The 14,075-nt window shown below is 67.0% G+C and carries 18 protein-coding genes; 7 read left to right on the top strand and 11 right to left on the bottom strand.

Going from position 1 to position 14,075, the window contains the following annotated elements; translation table 11 throughout:
* Window positions 1-13 precede the first annotated feature (13 nt).
* From CYD53_RS00180 to ygfZ, 3 genes are read right to left on the bottom strand one after another with little or no spacing between them, the layout of a single operon-like run.
* Entirely contained in the window at window positions 14-616 is a 603-nt protein-coding gene (locus tag CYD53_RS00180) for a YfbR-like 5'-deoxynucleotidase (RefSeq protein WP_103716149.1), read from the bottom strand.
* A gap of 2 nt (window positions 617-618) precedes the next feature.
* Window positions 619-1,242, bottom strand: coding sequence for a DNA-3-methyladenine glycosylase I (locus CYD53_RS00185; RefSeq protein WP_103716150.1), 624 nt, complete (start codon window positions 1,240-1,242; stop codon window positions 619-621).
* Window positions 1,239-2,123 (bottom strand): CAF17-like 4Fe-4S cluster assembly/insertion protein YgfZ, encoded by an 885-nt coding sequence (ygfZ, locus tag CYD53_RS00190; protein ID WP_103716151.1) that lies wholly within the window; start codon window positions 2,121-2,123, stop codon window positions 1,239-1,241. The genes CYD53_RS00185 and ygfZ overlap by 4 nt, the downstream gene beginning before the upstream one ends.
* 183 nt (window positions 2,124-2,306) lie before the next feature.
* Here ygfZ and CYD53_RS00195 point away from each other — a divergent pair, with 183 nt between their 5' ends.
* On the top strand, window positions 2,307-3,650 hold the full coding sequence (locus CYD53_RS00195) for a dihydroorotase (RefSeq protein ID WP_103716152.1): 1,344 nt from the start codon (window positions 2,307-2,309) through the stop codon (window positions 3,648-3,650).
* On the opposite strand, the gene CYD53_RS00200 is transcribed toward CYD53_RS00195, so the two are convergent.
* Window positions 3,589-4,503 (bottom strand): LysR family transcriptional regulator, encoded by a 915-nt coding sequence (locus CYD53_RS00200; RefSeq protein ID WP_103716153.1) that lies wholly within the window; start codon window positions 4,501-4,503, stop codon window positions 3,589-3,591. The genes CYD53_RS00195 and CYD53_RS00200 overlap by 62 nt on opposite strands.
* Before the next feature lie 112 nt (window positions 4,504-4,615).
* On the opposite strand from CYD53_RS00200, the gene CYD53_RS00205 reads away from it, so the two are divergent.
* On the top strand, window positions 4,616-5,614 hold the full coding sequence (locus CYD53_RS00205; RefSeq protein WP_103716154.1) for an NAD(P)H-dependent flavin oxidoreductase: 999 nt from the start codon (window positions 4,616-4,618) through the stop codon (window positions 5,612-5,614).
* 32 nt (window positions 5,615-5,646) lie between these two features.
* Here CYD53_RS00205 and CYD53_RS00210 read toward each other — a convergent pair whose 3' ends face one another.
* Window positions 5,647-6,087, bottom strand: coding sequence for an EF-hand domain-containing protein (locus tag CYD53_RS00210; protein WP_103716155.1), 441 nt, complete (start codon window positions 6,085-6,087; stop codon window positions 5,647-5,649).
* 244 nt (window positions 6,088-6,331) lie between these two features.
* Here CYD53_RS00210 and CYD53_RS00215 point away from each other — a divergent pair, with 244 nt between their 5' ends.
* From CYD53_RS00215 to CYD53_RS00225, 3 genes are all read left to right on the top strand, one after another.
* Window positions 6,332-6,751: a YciI family protein gene (locus tag CYD53_RS00215; protein ID WP_103716156.1), complete on the top strand. Its 420-nt coding sequence runs from the start codon at window positions 6,332-6,334 to the stop codon at window positions 6,749-6,751.
* 83 nt (window positions 6,752-6,834) lie between these two features.
* Window positions 6,835-7,260 carry a YciI family protein gene (locus CYD53_RS00220; protein WP_103716157.1) on the top strand — a complete coding sequence of 142 codons (426 nt, stop codon included), beginning with the start codon at window positions 6,835-6,837 and terminating at the stop codon, window positions 7,258-7,260.
* A 67-nt stretch (window positions 7,261-7,327) separates the two neighbouring features.
* On the top strand, window positions 7,328-8,605 hold the full coding sequence (locus CYD53_RS00225; protein ID WP_103716158.1) for an RNA polymerase sigma factor: 1,278 nt from the start codon (window positions 7,328-7,330) through the stop codon (window positions 8,603-8,605).
* 98 nt (window positions 8,606-8,703) lie between these two features.
* Here CYD53_RS00225 and CYD53_RS00230 read toward each other — a convergent pair whose 3' ends face one another.
* From CYD53_RS00230 to pdxH, 6 genes are all read right to left on the bottom strand, one after another.
* Window positions 8,704-9,294 carry an acyloxyacyl hydrolase gene (locus CYD53_RS00230; protein ID WP_245928016.1) on the bottom strand — a complete coding sequence of 197 codons (591 nt, stop codon included), beginning with the start codon at window positions 9,292-9,294 and terminating at the stop codon, window positions 8,704-8,706.
* Window positions 9,295-9,484: 190 nt separating this feature from the next.
* Window positions 9,485-9,754: a hypothetical protein gene (locus CYD53_RS00235; protein ID WP_069692920.1), complete on the bottom strand. Its 270-nt coding sequence runs from the start codon at window positions 9,752-9,754 to the stop codon at window positions 9,485-9,487.
* A 215-nt stretch (window positions 9,755-9,969) separates the two neighbouring features.
* Window positions 9,970-10,398 (bottom strand): TIGR02301 family protein, encoded by a 429-nt coding sequence (locus tag CYD53_RS00240; protein WP_103716159.1) that lies wholly within the window; start codon window positions 10,396-10,398, stop codon window positions 9,970-9,972.
* Window positions 10,395-10,892 (bottom strand): NUDIX hydrolase, encoded by a 498-nt coding sequence (locus tag CYD53_RS00245; RefSeq protein WP_245928017.1) that lies wholly within the window; start codon window positions 10,890-10,892, stop codon window positions 10,395-10,397. The genes CYD53_RS00240 and CYD53_RS00245 overlap by 4 nt, the downstream gene beginning before the upstream one ends.
* Window positions 10,889-11,611 carry an SDR family NAD(P)-dependent oxidoreductase gene (locus CYD53_RS00250; RefSeq protein ID WP_083269918.1) on the bottom strand — a complete coding sequence of 241 codons (723 nt, stop codon included), beginning with the start codon at window positions 11,609-11,611 and terminating at the stop codon, window positions 10,889-10,891. The genes CYD53_RS00245 and CYD53_RS00250 overlap by 4 nt, the downstream gene beginning before the upstream one ends.
* A 65-nt stretch (window positions 11,612-11,676) precedes the next feature.
* Entirely contained in the window at window positions 11,677-12,291 is a 615-nt protein-coding gene (gene pdxH, locus CYD53_RS00255; protein ID WP_103716160.1) for a pyridoxamine 5'-phosphate oxidase, read from the bottom strand.
* A gap of 126 nt (window positions 12,292-12,417) precedes the next feature.
* Between pdxH and CYD53_RS00260 the strand changes: the two genes are divergently transcribed.
* Together CYD53_RS00260 and CYD53_RS00265 are read left to right on the top strand one after the other, a co-directional pair.
* On the top strand, window positions 12,418-12,879 hold the full coding sequence (locus tag CYD53_RS00260) for an RT0821/Lpp0805 family surface protein (RefSeq protein ID WP_103716161.1): 462 nt from the start codon (window positions 12,418-12,420) through the stop codon (window positions 12,877-12,879).
* Between the two features lie 146 nt (window positions 12,880-13,025).
* On the top strand, window positions 13,026-13,940 hold the full coding sequence (locus CYD53_RS00265; protein WP_103716162.1) for a DnaJ C-terminal domain-containing protein: 915 nt from the start codon (window positions 13,026-13,028) through the stop codon (window positions 13,938-13,940).
* Window positions 13,941-14,075 lie beyond the last annotated feature (135 nt).

Consider the following 14,075-nt stretch of genomic DNA (forward strand, 5'->3'; position numbering starts at 1 on the left):
GAAAACGCTTTAGCTAGGCGCCGGAGAGTTCCGCAAAGCGTGCGAGGAAACGTGCCTGGGCGGTTTCGGTGTCGAGCGGATCGAGCCAGGCCATGACCGCGCGCGGCAGCGCCTGGGGCCGGCCGAAGAAGCGCAGCGCCTCGTCGCGTGCGAAGCCGGCAAGCTCCGTCGCCTCGAAGTAGGCGGCGACCATATCGGCCTCCTTGGTCTTGCGCTTGAGCACGGCCGGCGTCGTGGCCGGCAAGGCGAAGCGCAGATGGATCGCGGTCAGCAACCGCAGCTCGACGCTCTTATAGGCGTCGCCCATCACCACCTTGAAGGGCGAGATCATGTCGCCGATGACATATTCCGGCGCATCGTGCAGCAAGGCCATCAAGCGCCAGGCATCTGACCAGTCGGGGTTGAGATGGCTGGCGATCGCCTCCACCAGCAGGCTGTGCTGCGCCACCGAGAAGGAATGGGCGCCGTGTGTCTGGCCGTTCCAGCGGGCGACGCGAGCGAGGCCGTGAGCGATGTCCTCGATCTCGATATCGAGCGGGGAAGGGTCGAGCAGATCGAGCCTGCGGCCCGACAGCATGCGCTGCCAGGCGCGCGGTGGAGCGAGGGGCTTGGCCATGCTCAGGCCATTGCGCGAGTGTCGCGCGCCAATACGGCGCATTCCTGCCAGCGGAAGCAGCCGGTGAGATGGTCGTTGACCAGCCCGCAAGCCTCCATGAAGGCGTAGACGATTGTCGGGCCGCAGAAGGTGAAGCCGGCTTTCTTCAATTCCTTGGCCATGGCCTCGGAGATCTTGGTCTGCGTCGGCACCTCCTCATGGGTGCGGAAGGCGTTCTGGGTGACGCGGCCGTCGAGATGCTTCCAAAGGAAATCGGCGAAGGGCTCGCGTTCGCTGATGGCAAGATAGGCGCGCGCGCTCTTGATTGCGCCCTCGATCTTGCCGCGATGGCGGATGATGCCGGGGTCGGCGAGCAGGCGCAGCACATCGACCTCGGTGAAGCGTGCGATCGCCTCCGGCTCGAAATTTGCGAAGCCGGCGCGAAAGGCGTCGCGCTTGCGCAGGATGGTGATCCAGGCGAGCCCGGCCTGGAAGCCGTCGAGGATCAGCTTCTCGAACAGGGCGCGGGAATCATATTCCGGCACACCCCATTCGGTGTCGTGATAGGCGAGATAGAGCGGGTCGGTTCCCGGCCAGACGCAGCGGAATTTCCCGTCCGGCCCTTCGACGGCGGCGCGCCCGCTCATGCTGCGGCTCCGAAACCCGGTTCGCCGGGGAAGGGGAAGCGGATGAAATCGGGCTTGGCCAGAACGAAGGCAAGGCCGCCGCCATTGAGCGTCAGGCCTTCGGACAGCGCATCCGCGACACGGTCGAGCCGGAGCATGGCGAGCCCGCGCCCCTTCGCGCCCGAGCCGATGCGCCCGAGCGTCTTGGCCCCGGCCGTCGCCTCGGCCCCGGTTTCGCTGGCGATCCCTTCGGTGAAGACCACAGGCACGATGCGGGTGCGCGCCGTGCCGCGGTGCTGCATGCGCGAGACAACCTCCTGGCCGATATAGCAGCCCTTCTTGAAGGAGACGCCGCCGAGCTGGTCGAGCAGAGCCTCGTGCGGGAAGGTGTCGCCATAGGCAAAGTCCCTGCCGCCATCGGGCACGCCCAAGGCGATCCGCCTGACATGATAGGTCTCGGCATCGTCGGCCGCGATCTCCTCGACGCCGGCGCGGTCGGTGATAGAGCGCTGGCCGAGCGCGGGGAGCCGCGGATCGGCATAGACGATGCCTGAATCGTCCGGCAGGGGCGCACCGTCGGTCGAGGCGATGACGGCGCTCGCCTCGCTGAGATCGTCGAGCGTGACCTTGGCGCGCAGTTTGTAGAGTTTCAGGCGTTTCATCAGATCGGTGGTCTGGAGCAGCGGAACATCGAGCAGGAAGCCGCCGCCATCTTCATCCGACAGCGCGACGATGAAGAAGTCGCAGATGATCTTGCCTTGTGGTGTCAGCAGTGCGCCGTAGCCGGCCCGCTCCGGCGTGACCGGATCGAGATCGTTGGTCACGAGGTTCTGCAGGAAATCGCGGGCATCCTCGCCGCTGACGCGGATGACGCCGCGATCGATCAATCGGGTTGCGGACATGGTTCCTCTCACGCGCCGCCGTCATTGCGAGGAGCGAAGCGAGGAAGCAATCCAGGGGCGGCATAGCTCGACGTCCCCCTGGATTGCTTCGCTGCGCTCGCAATGACGGTTGCGCTTGCAAATGACTCTGTGGCCGATAGGTAGGCCGCATCCGTCCTTTGCTCAACTGCCCGGAGACAAGCCATGCCGCAGACCTATGATGTCATCCTCAAGGGCGGCACTGTGGTGAACCAGGATGGCCGCGTTGCGCGTGACCTCGGCATCACCGGCGGCAAGATCGTCGCGCTCGGCGATCTCTCCCGCGCCTCTGCGGCTGAGACCGTCGACTGCACCGGCCTGCACATCCTGCCCGGCGTGATCGATTCACAGGTGCATTTCCGCGAGCCGGGGCTCGACCATAAGGAAGATCTGGAGACCGGCTCGCGCGCCGCCGTGCTGGGTGGCGTCACCACCGTCTTCGAGATGCCCAACACCATTCCCCAGACCACGGACGAGGCGGCGCTCGCCGACAAGATCCGGCGTGGGCGCCATCGCATGCATTGCGATTTCGCCTTCTGGGTCGGCGGCACGCATGAGAACGCCAGGCATGTCGCCGAGCTGGAGCGATTGCCCGGCGCTGCCGGCATCAAGGTGTTCATGGGCTCCTCGACCGGCGATCTCCTGGTCGAGGACGACAAGGGCGTCGCCGAGATCCTGAAGCGCACGCGCCGCCGCGCCGCCTTCCACTCCGAGGACGAGACCATGCTGCGCGAGCGCATGGGGTTGCGCGTCGCGGGCGATCCGTCGAGCCATCCGGTCTGGCGCTCGCCGGAGGTGGCGCTGACCTGCACGCAGCGGCTGGTGCGCATCGCGCGCGAGACCGGGGCACGCGTCCACATCCTGCACATCTCGACGGCGGAGGAGATGGTCTTCCTTAGGGATCACAAGGATGTCGCTACCGTCGAGGTGCTGCCGAATCACCTGACTCTGGTCGCGCCCGATTGCTATGAGCGGCTTGGCACCTATGCCCAGATGAACCCGCCGATCCGCGACGACAGCCATCGCCAGCGCATCTGGTGGGGCGTGGAGCAAGGCATCGTCGATGTGCTCGGCTCTGACCATGCGCCCCATACCCATGAAGAGAAGCACCACGCCTATCCCGCCAGCCATTCCGGCATGCCGGGCGTGCAGACGCTGGTTCCGATCATGCTGGACCATGTCAATGCGGGCAGGCTCTCGCTGGAGCGCTTCGTCGATCTCTCGAGCCACGGGCCGCAGCGCATCTTCGGGCTCGAGGGCAAGGGCCGGATCGCGGCCGGCTACGACGCCGACCTCACCATCGTCGATCTCAAGCGCCGGGAGACGATCACCAATGAGTGGGCCGCCTCGAAATGCGGCTGGACGCCTTATGACGGCGTCACCGTCACCGGCTGGCCGGTCGGCACCTATGTGCGCGGGCGGAAGGTGATGTGGGAGAGCGAGATCGTCACGCCAGCTCAGGGCGAGCCGGCGCGCTTCCTGGAGGCGCTGCCGTGTCAGCTCGCATGAGGCCGAGGAAGCGCTGCAGGGCGCGGCTCTCATAGGCGTCGCGGCGGCGGATGAAGAGCGTCGTCACGGCGCCTTCCTCGCCGTCGATTGCGTGCCAGCGCAGAGCGTCGCGCTGGGCCGACTGCATGAACACCGCCTTGGGTAGCAAGGTGATGCCGACGCCGGCGGCGACACAGCCGAGAATGCCGTCCAGCGTGCCGAATTCGAGCCGCGCATAAGAGGGCAGGCCGAGGCGCGCCAGCACCTGCTCCAGGCGCTGGCGATAGGAGCAGCCGGGGCGGAAGGTCAGCACGCTCAGCCCGGTCGAGGCGCTGCGCCGGAGAGCGTCGAGATCGTCGATCGCTGCCGACGTCACCAGCCCGAGGGTCTCCTCGAAGACCGGCAGGGTCGCGATCTCGTCATGCTGGATCGGCCCCGCCACGAAGGCGCCGTCGATCTCGCGGCGCAGCACGCCCTCGACGAGCTGTGCGGTGGGCCCGGTCTGGAGGCTCAGGCGCACGGCCGGGCAGGCCTGGTGGAACGCCGCCAGCAGCGGCGGCAGGCGGATCGCGGCGGTCGTCTCCATCGAGCCGAGCTGCAGCTCCCCTTGCTCGGCCGCGTTGTCGCGCGCGGCGACCTTCGCCTCGCGGAGCAGCGAGAGGACGCGCTCGGCATAGGGCAGCAGGCGCTGGCCGGCTTCCGTCAGCGCCATGCCACGGCTGTGGCGCTCGAACAATGCGAGGCCGATCTCGTCCTCGAGCGCCTTGATCCGCATCGTGACATTGGACTGGACCGTATGGATTTCCCGCGCTGCCGCAGAGATGCCGCCGGACCGAGCCACGGCGGTGAAAGTGGTCAGTTCGTTGATGTCCATCGATCGGCGTTCTTATTTCCAGATGGCAACAATCTTAATAATTCATTTTAGCAGAACGATAGGGTGATCTAGCGTCGCTGTCGACCGGAAGCCGGTGGCGAGGACCGACGTCATGACGATCACGACCCCTCTGACCCGGATGCTCGGCGTCAGGCATCCCATCCTGCTCGCAGCTATGGATCTCGTAGCTGACGCTAGGCTGACGCAGGTGGTCTCGGAGGCCGGCGGCTTCGGCATATTGGGCGGCGGTTATGGCGACGCCGCATGGCTGGGCAGAGAGCTTCCCAAGCTGGTAGAGGCCCGCGCGGCGTCGCCGTTTCGCTTCGGCGTCGGCTTCATCACCTGGGGCCTGGCCAGGCAGCCGGAGCTGCTCGACCTCGCGCTGGCTGCCAAGCCTGACGCGGTCTGGCTCTCTTTCGGCGATCCCGAACCTTTTGCCGGCAAGATCAAGGCTGCGGGCGCGCGGCTGATCTGCCAGGTGCAGTCGGTCGAGATGGCGCGCGACGCGGTGGCGAAAGGGGCCGATATCATCGTGGCGCAGGGGGCGGAGGCCGGCGGGCATGCCGCTTCGCGCGGCACCTTCGCGCTCGTGCCGGCGGTCGTCGATGCGGTCGCTGACCGGGCGATCGTGGTCGCGGCGGGTGGCGTGGCCGATGGGCGCGGGCTCGCGGCGGCCTTGATGCTGGGGGCACAGGGCGTCGTCCTTGGCACACGACTCTACGCCAGCCTGGAGGCCGCGGGCCATGACGCGGCGAAGGAGCGCATCGTCGCGGCCTCCGGCGACGACACGGTGCGCGGATTGATCTTCGACATCTCGCGCCAGAATGTCTGGCCGGCGCCCTTCACCGGCCGCTGCCTGGTGAACGCCCATGCCGAGCGCTGGATCGGGCGCGAGATCGCATTGATGCAGGCTATCGCGACCGAAGCGCCGCGCTATCAGGCGGCGCGCGAGGCGGGCGATTTCGATATCGCCGCGGTCATCGCCGGGGAAGCGGCGGCGCTGGTGCACGAGGTCTTGCCCGCCGCGACGATCGTCGCCGGGATGGTCGAGAAGGCCGAAGCGCTGCTGGCGAACGGGCAGGGCGGCTCGTTCAGCTTCGGGGCTGGCTAGGATCTTTCGTCTTGAGACGGCGCGATGCCAGCTCAGTTGCAAACCGGCACCGGGATGACCTCGGGCGGCGGACCCTGCTCGGATTCCTCGAGCGTCATCCGCCCGTCGCTGCCGGCGAGCCATTTGAATATGCGATCCTCGAAGCTGCGCATTTCCGCGAGCGAGAGCTTCCCATCGCCATTGCCGTCGACGATCCTGAAGAAGCATCGCGCCACCGACAGCAGAGCGACGCGTGGGGCTCCCGGCGTCTTCCTGCCCAGTTCGGCAGCATAGTCCTCCACCGTGACGGCGCCGTCGCCATCGGTGTCGAGCTTGCGGAACTCGGCCTCGACGTTGCCTGAATGCTCGTCATGGCTGATGACGCCATCGCGATCGACATCGATGCGCCGGAACCGCTCGTCACGCGTTTCGGCGAAGGCTGCGGAGGAGAGCGCGAGCAAGCGGCAGGACGCAAGAGGCGCGGGTCGCGACATCGTCTCCGACAGGCCGAACTCGGTGGCGGTGGCGCAACAGGCAGCGGGTCCGGTCGCGTCCAGCGTGCCGGCGATCCTCGAGCACTCCCGAGCCCGAGATGTGCCGCCCGGCCATAAAAAAATTCCGGGGCCTGTCGATTTGGCTTCTCGTCGTTCGACGTGATGTCAGAGAGCGGGTTTTGAAGGCGGCGATAGGAGCTCGCCGGGCCCGCCTCCCGAAACTGGAAAACCAAGGAGAATTCCGATGCGTGTGATGGTTCTGGTCAAGGCCGACAAGGATAGTGAAGCCGGTATCATGCCGAGCGAGGACATCCTCACCAAGATGGGGGCGTATAACGAGGAACTCGTGAAAGCCGGCGTCATGCTGGCGGGCGAGGGGCTGCATCCAAGCAGGAAGGGCTTGCGCATCCGCTTCTCGGGGGCCGAGCGCACGATCACCGACGGCCCTTTCGCGGAGACCAAGGAGTTGCTGGCCGGCTTCTGGCTCTGGCAGGTCAAATCCTTCGACGAGGCCGTCGAATGGCTCAAGCGCGCGCCCTTCGACGGCGGCACCGAGATCGAACTGCGCCCGGTCTTCGAGATGGAGGATTTCGGCGAAGCGATGACGCCGGAACTGCGCGAGCAGGAAGACCGGCTGCGCGCCGGGATCGAAAGGAAGGGCTGACCAGCCCGAAGTCCGCACACCCATTCAAGCAGGAAGGCGCGAGGCACGGCCTCCGCCGCTTCCGCCCCTAAAGGAGAAAACCAATGCGTTTCATGGTGATGGTCAAGGCGACGACCGACAGCGAAGCCGGCGCGCCGCCGACCCAGGAACTGCTCGACGCGATGATGGCGTATAACGAGGAGCTCGTGAAAGCCGGCATCATGAAGGGAGGCGATGGCCTGCAGCCGAGCTCGAAGGGCGCGCGCGTGCAGTTCGATGGCGCGAAGCGGGCCGTCGTCGATGGTCCCTTCGCCGAGACCAAGGAGCTGGTCGCCGGCTTCTGGCTCTGGGAGTGCGAGTCGCTCGACGAGGCGATCGCATGGGTCAAGCGCTGCCCCAATCCGATGCCCGGCCCGTCCGAAATCGAGATCCGCCCGCTCATCGACCTGGCCGATTTCGGCGAGATCGTGACCCCGGAGGCCGCGGCGACGTGGGATCGCCTCAAGACCGAGATCGGCGACAAGGGCTGAATCCGTCTCCTGCCGGCGACTGACGCCGCTTGCCAGCAGCGCCTGCTGATGCTGTGTATCGCCCGTCATGTCGGCGAGCGATGCACACCGCGCCATCGAGACGGTCTTCAGGATCGAGGCCCCGAAGCTGATCGCGGGTCTCGTGCGCCTGACCCGCGATATCGGACGCGCCGAGGAGCTGGCGCAGGACGCGCTGGTCGCGGCGCTGGCGCAATGGCAGCAGGAGGGCGTTCCGCGTAGCCCAGGCGCCTGGCTGATGCAGGCGGCCAAGCACCGCGCCATCGATGCCCTGCGCCGCGACAAGCTGCTCCAGCGCAAGCATGAGGAACTCGGCCACGACAGCGAGGCCGATGCGCTGGCGATGCCGGACCTCGACGCCGCGCTCGACGACGAGGTCGGCGACGACCTGCTGCGCCTGATCTTCACCGCCTGCCATCCCGTGCTCTCGACGGAAGCCAGGCTCGCATTGACGCTGAGGCTGCTCGGCGGGCTGACGACGGAGGAGATCGCGCGCGCCTTCCTGATACCGGAACCGACCATGGCGCAGCGCCTGGTGCGCGCCAAGAAGGTGCTGGCCGATGCGCGCGTGCCTTTCGAGGTGCCTCATGGCGCCGAACTGGCGCAGCGCCTCGGCTCGGTTCTGGAGGTGGTCTATCTGATCTTCAACGAGGGCTATGCCGCGACCGCCGGTCATGACTGGGTCCGGCCGGCGCTGTGCGAGGAGGCGCTGCGGCTCGGCCGCATCCTGGCCGAGCGCGCGCCGCTGGAGCCGGAGGTGCATGGCCTCGTCGCCCTGATGGAATTGCAGGCCTCGCGATTGCGGGCGCGACTGGGTCCCGATGGCGAGCCGATCCTGCTGCTCGACCAGAATCGCGCCCGCTGGGACCAGCTCCTGATCGGGCGCGGGCTCAAGGCGCTGGAGCGGGCACAAAGACTCGCCGGCGCGGCGCCCGGCCCTTACCTGCTGCAGGCGGCGCTGGCGGCCTGCCATGCCCGGGCGCGTACGGCCGAGGAAACAGATTGGCGCCGAATCGCTGCGCTCTATGCCGTGCTCGCCGCAATAAACCCGTCGCCGATCGTCGAGCTCAACCGCGCCGTCGCGATCTCGATGGCGGAGGGGCCGGCGGCGGGGCTGGCGCTGGTCGAGGCGCTGGCCGACGAGCCGGCGCTGCAGGAGTATCATCTGCTGCCGAGCGTGCGCGGGGATCTGCTGGCCAAGCTCGGACGGCATGGTGAGGCGGCGGCTGCCTTCGACCGCGCCGTCGCCTTGACGCGCAACGCCAAGGAACGCGCGCTGATGGAGGAGCGCGCCATGACGGCGCGCAGCGCGGCCGCGTTGGGCTAGAGCAGTTTCCGATCCGATTGGATCGTTCAACAGCTCCAGCTCTTTGTTCTAACGCGTCTTCTTCACGCGAACCGGTGTCCACTTCGCTCGAAAACGCTCTAGAAGATATAGCCCAGCTTGAGGCCATAATTGGTGAGGCCGCGATTGGCGTTGCAGAGGCCGGCATTGGACATGTGCTCGACCGTCGCCATCACCGTCCAATTGGCGTCGAGGCGATAGCCGAGCGAGCCGGCTTCGCGCAGCAGCGGCGTGCAGCCGAGCGCGGCATGGCCCGCCGGCACGAAGCGGCCGGTGTCGCCATTGTGGAATGCGACGCCGAAGGCGCCCTCGACGAAGAGTTTCGGGGTGATGTCGAAGGTCCAGGTCAGGCCGCCATAGACATGGCTGGTCTTGCCGGCCGTGTTGAGCGAGCCGCCGAGATGGAAGCGCGGAACCAGCAGCGCCAGAACCGGATCGGCCGGCAGGAACGGCTTTACCGAGAGGATTTCGAGATTGAGATCGACGGAGCCGCTTTCGGGGCTGGTCGGGTCATGCAGATAGGCGCCGCCGCGAATCTCGGAAATCCACAGGTCTCGCGCCAGAGAGGGCAAGGCCGGTGTCAGTGCGGCCGCATCGGCGGCCTGGACTTCCATCGACAGGCCGGAAAGCAGGCAAAAGAGCGACAATAGGCAAAGCGTAGCGATACGCATGCTGAGTTACCCTGATCGAATCAGCCCCTCTCTCCCTTCTTTAGACAACGGCGATTCGCGGGCAAACGCGCATAACGGCCCAGTTTCAACTTTTTCGGCGGAGTTGCAGTTGTGCCGCAGTCGCAGCAAAGGCTTGCTGCAGAGCGATGCAGGTTGCCGAGCAGCCTCCAAGCCGGATGAGTTAAGAGGCCTAGTGCCGGGTGCCGCTGGTGAAGGCGCCGCCGCGCACCTTGCCGGGCAGCGCTTCGGCGAAGACGGCGGTGGCCTCTTCGCCATAGGTCTCGACCAGCGTCCGGAAGGCGGCGAAGAGGGCGGCATGGGCCAGTGCGTCGCTGTCGAGCCCATCCTGCTGCGCTTCGTTGAAGGCGTCCTCGACATAGCCATAGGCGACGCGTCTTGCGTCGCTGCGGTCCTCGCCCAGGGTGGGATCGAGCGGCAGATCGTCTGGAAAAGTCGACATCGAGGCGGAGACTCTGCGGCTTGGACCTGAACATGCGGCCCGAAGCCCCCAACGGGAGAATCCGTGCCATCGACAGACCTATAGTCATACGCAAAGCCGGCTTGCGCGGCCACCATCCCCTTTAAGAAAGGTTAACGCAGCCGTGAGAGTTTGTGGTTAAGAGCCGGCTCGAGCATTGCGCCGAACGCGGGGGCGCCGGTTTTTCGCATCCTGCTCTAGCCGCCATAACGGCCGGCGAGAAGCCGGGCGAGGCGTTCGCCTTCGCTTGCCAGACGCGCCGCAGCCTCCTGGCTGCTGTCGGTACAGATGCGATGCGTCGCCGAATAGGCGCGGAAGCCGCGGTTATAAGCGCTGGTCAGGCGCTCGCGGCGCTGCGGCGTGCGGCCTTCGGCGTCGATCAGCGCGGTCATGCGTGCGCGCCAGTCCTCAGCCTCCTTGCCGGCGCAAAGGGTGCGCAGATAGGCGAGCGAACCCATGATCTCGGCCAAGCTCAGGAGCTGTGGCTCGTAAGGCGGGGGCGGCGGCTCGCCCGGCTCGGTCGCAGGCTTGGGCGGACTTGCGGCAGGGCGCTGCGTCTGCGCGGCAGCTTCGCCAAGCGAAAGCGCGATTAGGAGCGCCAGGATCAGGACCGCGCCCCGCCTCACGGGCCGCGCCCGGCATCGCGCTGCAAGGCATCGTGCAGCAAGGCCCGGGCGCGCCTGAGTACGTCGCCGAGTTCGCGCGTCGTCGGCAGGCCGCCAAGACGCAGCGGATCGGCCCACATCACGGCGCCGGCCTCCGGCCCGGTCGTCGGCTCGCCCGAGAGCCATTCGCCGACGAAGGAGGCGACGACGAAGTGATGCGTGACGCCGCCCTTGGCGTCGCGGCCGAAGATCTCGACATGGCGGTTGAAGCCGAGGATGCGTGCGGTGACGCCGACCTCCTCCTCAAGCTCGCGCAGGGCGGCTTCTTCCAGGGTCTCGCCGGGCTCGACCTTGCCGCCCGGCAGCGACCAGAGCTGGTCGGCCGGCGGCTTGGTCCGCGTCGCCAGCAGGACCTTGCCGTCGCGGAATACGGCGACGGAGGCCGCCAGAACCGGCCTTGCCGGCGCCTTGCCGACGGCTGGAAACCGGATGACCTGGCCGCTGTCGCCCGTCACACGTGCTGCCCGCCATTGATATGGAGCTCGGAGCCCGTGACATAGCTTGAGGAGTCGGTGCAGAGGAAATAGATCGCCTTGGCGACTTCGTCGGTCTTGCCGAGGCGCTGCAGCGGCAGGGTCGCGACGATCTTCTCCGTGCCGGGCGAGAGGATGGCGGTGTCGATTTCACCGGGCGAAATCGAGTTCACGCGGATGCCGAGCGGCCCGAAATCGGCGGCCATCTCGCGGGTCAGGCTGGCGAGCGCGGCCTTGGAGGTGGCGTAGGCCGCGCCCGCGAAGGGGTGGACGCGGGAGCCGGCGATCGAGGTCACGTTGACGATCGCGCCCTTGGCCGTCGTCAACTCGTCGAGCAGTCCGCGCGCCAGCATGATCGGCGCGAAGAAATTGACCTGGAAGACCTTGTGCCAGTCGTTGAAGGAGGTCGTCGCGGCGCCCAGCCGGCCGCCCTGCGGCCCCTTGGGCGAAATACCGGCATTGTTGACCAGCGCGTTGAGCTTGCCGCCCTCGGCGGCCAAGCGCTTCTTGATCTCGGCGATGCCGCGCATCGTGTCTTCGGGGTCGCCGAGATCGATCTGGACGTGATCGGCAGCGCCCGAGGGCCAGGGGCATTTGTCGGAAAAGGCCTGGCGCGAGCAGGACAGGATGCGCCAGCCCGCCATGGCGAACTGCATCACGGTCGCATGGCCGATGCCACGGCTGGCGCCCGTCAGCAGCATGACCGGACGCTTGCCGGCCTCGGTCTTGGGAAAATCGAATTTTGGCATCGCCATGGAGACTATCCTCAGGGGTAGAGGCGCGTGCGCGACCAGGGCTCGGCTGCCGAGGGGCGACGGAACACGACGCGATCATGCAGACGGAATGCGCCGTCGCGCCAGAATTCGATATAGACGGGCTCGATCCGGAAGCCGGTCCAATGCGGCGGCCGCGGGATCGTGCCCAGGCCGAATTTCGCAGCATAGCTCGCGACCGCCTTCTCCAGCGCAAAGCGGCTTTCCAGGGGGCGTGACTGCTGGGAGGCCCAGGCGCCGATGCGGCTGTCGCGCGGACGCGACTGGAAATAGGCGTCGGCCTCGGCCTCCGTCACCAGCGAAACCGAGCCGCGAATCCGGACCTGCCGGCGCAGGCTCTTCCAGTGGAAGAGCGCGGCCGCCTTGCCCTGGCCGAGCAGCTCCTGCCCCTTCTGGCTTTCGGTGTTGGTGTAGAAGACGAAGCCGGCCGCATCATAGCCCTTCAGCAGCACCATGCGGCTATTGGGCATGCCGTCGGCGTCGACCGTCGACAGCGCCATGCCGGTGGGATCGTTCGGCTCGGATTTCGTCGCCTCCTGCAGCCAGTCATGGAACAGAGCAAATGGCTCATCCGCCTGGGTGAAGTCACCGGTCGTTAACGGTTCCACGTGCTTAATCCTTGCTGGTTCTGGGTAGGCGTCGGGCGAGCGCGATCTGTGATTTGGGGTGTGAGAGCAAGTCTGTATAGGGCAGCGGCGGGGGCGATCCAAAGCCCTCCTGCGCGCTATGCATCCATGCGTTCGGTCCTGGTCGGCGGGGCGCTCGGGCTGGCCGTGTTCAGCGGCGGCTGCTCGGTCTCGTTCCCGATCCTGGGATTGTCCTCCAAGAGCGAGGACGAGGTCGCCACGACATCCTCGATCCCGCCGATACAAAGCCCGGCCAAGGGCGGAGCGCTCGCCTCGCTTGCCTCCGATCTCGGACCTGAGGACATGCGCCGGGCCGATGGCGCGATGGCCGTGGCGCTCGATCCGCAGGGCAATGGCGCGGCGGTGTCCTGGGACAATCCCCAGAGCGGCATCAAGGGCTCCTTCATCCCTGTCGGTGGCCCGTTCCTGCGTTCCGACGAGATTTGCCGCGCCTTCATCGCCAGTGTCCAGTTGCAGGCCAAGCCGGCCAAGCTGCAAGGCACGGCCTGTCGTCCCTCGGGCGGCGACTGGGCGGTCAAGGACGTCCAGCCCTGGAAAGGCCTGACCTGAGCGGCAGGCGGAGGATCGTCGATCGCGATCTTTGCGCTGGATGTTGCGTTCGGGCCACACCATTCCCAGATATCGGGTTGTTGGTGAGAGGCTGCCGGCGGCACGTAGTCGCCTGGCCGTCTCCCTCGTGCGAATGGGGTCTATGAATGCGCGATCCGTATCAGGTTCTGGGCGTCGCCCGGTCGGCCAAAGAGGACGAGATCAAGAAGGCTTACCGGAAGCGGGCGAAGGATCTGCATCCCGATCGCAACCGGGACGATCCCAAGGCGCAGGACCGCTTTGCCGAACTCAACGGCGCCTACGAGATCCTCGGCGACGAGACCAAGCGCAAGCAGTTCGACCGCGGCGAGATCGATGCCGAGGGCAAGCCGAAATTCGCGGGCTTCGAGGGCATGGGCGCCGGGCGCGGCGGCCGCGCCGGAGGCTTTGAATTCAATTTCGGCCAGGGCGGCGGCCAGCCCTTCGGCCGCGGCGGGCAGGATGCCGGCTTCGATCCGGCCGATATCTTCGGCTCGCTCTTCGGCGATGCGGCGCGGCGTGGCGCCCGGGCCAGGCCGGAGGCGCACAAGCCGCCGGAGCAGAGTTTTACGCTGGAGGTGACGCTGGCGCAGGCGGTGGCGGGAGCGTCGCGGCGCGTTCGGCTGCCCGGCGGGCGCGAGGTCGATGTCACGATTCCCGCGGGCGTCGCCGACGGCAAGGTCATGCGCCTGCGTGGTCTTGGCCAGGTCGACCCGCATTCGGGCGAGGCCGGCGACGTGATGATGGCGATCAAGGTCAAGCCTGATCCGCGCTTCACGGTCGAGGGCAATGATCTGCGCACTCGCGTGCCGGTGCCGCTGGCCAAGGCGGTGCTTGGCGGCCCGCTGCATGTGCCGACGCTGACCGGCGCCGTCGAGATGAAGATCCCGCCCTTGACGGGCACGACCCGGCAGTTCCGCCTGCGTGGCAAGGGCCTGAAGGGGGAGAAGGGCGCGGTCGGCGATCTCTTCGTCGCCATCGACATCGAGATGCCGGCGACCGACGACGAACTGACGGCGCTGATGAAGGCGCGCACGCCGTAAGAGGTTGTGCTCGCGCTCTTTACCAGAGTGCGCGGGCCCGCGTCGGCCATCGAAGCGCCGCAACAGGCGAAAACCGGTTTCCACTTTTCGGCGTCCTGTTCTATGAGACCCCTCCTTTTGTTTCGTTCCAGGGTC

The organism is Allobosea psychrotolerans (assembly GCF_002917105.1).
Classification (GTDB): Bacteria; Pseudomonadota; Alphaproteobacteria; order Rhizobiales; family Beijerinckiaceae; genus Allobosea; species Allobosea psychrotolerans.

Bases quoted from the DNA above. Each gene is read 5' to 3' on its own strand.
- CYD53_RS00200 (WP_103716153.1), bottom strand. From the start codon at position 4,503: ATGGACATCAACGAACTGACCACTTTCACCGCCGTGGCTCGGTCCGGC.
- CYD53_RS00225 (WP_103716158.1), top strand. From the start codon at position 7,328: ATGTCGGCGAGCGATGCACACCGCGCCATCGAGACGGTCTTCAGGATC.
- CYD53_RS00210 (WP_103716155.1), bottom strand. From the start codon at position 6,087: ATGTCGCGACCCGCGCCTCTTGCGTCCTGCCGCTTGCTCGCGCTCTCC.
- CYD53_RS00205 (WP_103716154.1), top strand. From the start codon at position 4,616: ATGACGATCACGACCCCTCTGACCCGGATGCTCGGCGTCAGGCATCCC.
- CYD53_RS00260 (WP_103716161.1), top strand. From the start codon at position 12,418: ATGCGTTCGGTCCTGGTCGGCGGGGCGCTCGGGCTGGCCGTGTTCAGC.
- CYD53_RS00250 (WP_083269918.1), bottom strand. From the start codon at position 11,611: ATGCTGCTGACGGGCGCCAGCCGTGGCATCGGCCATGCGACCGTGATG.
- ygfZ (WP_103716151.1), bottom strand. From the start codon at position 2,123: ATGTCCGCAACCCGATTGATCGATCGCGGCGTCATCCGCGTCAGCGGC.
- CYD53_RS00230 (WP_245928016.1), bottom strand. From the start codon at position 9,294: ATGCGTATCGCTACGCTTTGCCTATTGTCGCTCTTTTGCCTGCTTTCC.
- CYD53_RS00195 (WP_103716152.1), top strand. From the start codon at position 2,307: ATGCCGCAGACCTATGATGTCATCCTCAAGGGCGGCACTGTGGTGAAC.
- CYD53_RS00180 (WP_103716149.1), bottom strand. From the start codon at position 616: ATGGCCAAGCCCCTCGCTCCACCGCGCGCCTGGCAGCGCATGCTGTCG.
- CYD53_RS00215 (WP_103716156.1), top strand. From the start codon at position 6,332: ATGCGTGTGATGGTTCTGGTCAAGGCCGACAAGGATAGTGAAGCCGGT.
- CYD53_RS00265 (WP_103716162.1), top strand. From the start codon at position 13,026: ATGCGCGATCCGTATCAGGTTCTGGGCGTCGCCCGGTCGGCCAAAGAG.
- CYD53_RS00185 (WP_103716150.1), bottom strand. From the start codon at position 1,242: ATGAGCGGGCGCGCCGCCGTCGAAGGGCCGGACGGGAAATTCCGCTGC.
- CYD53_RS00235 (WP_069692920.1), bottom strand. From the start codon at position 9,754: ATGTCGACTTTTCCAGACGATCTGCCGCTCGATCCCACCCTGGGCGAG.
- CYD53_RS00220 (WP_103716157.1), top strand. From the start codon at position 6,835: ATGCGTTTCATGGTGATGGTCAAGGCGACGACCGACAGCGAAGCCGGC.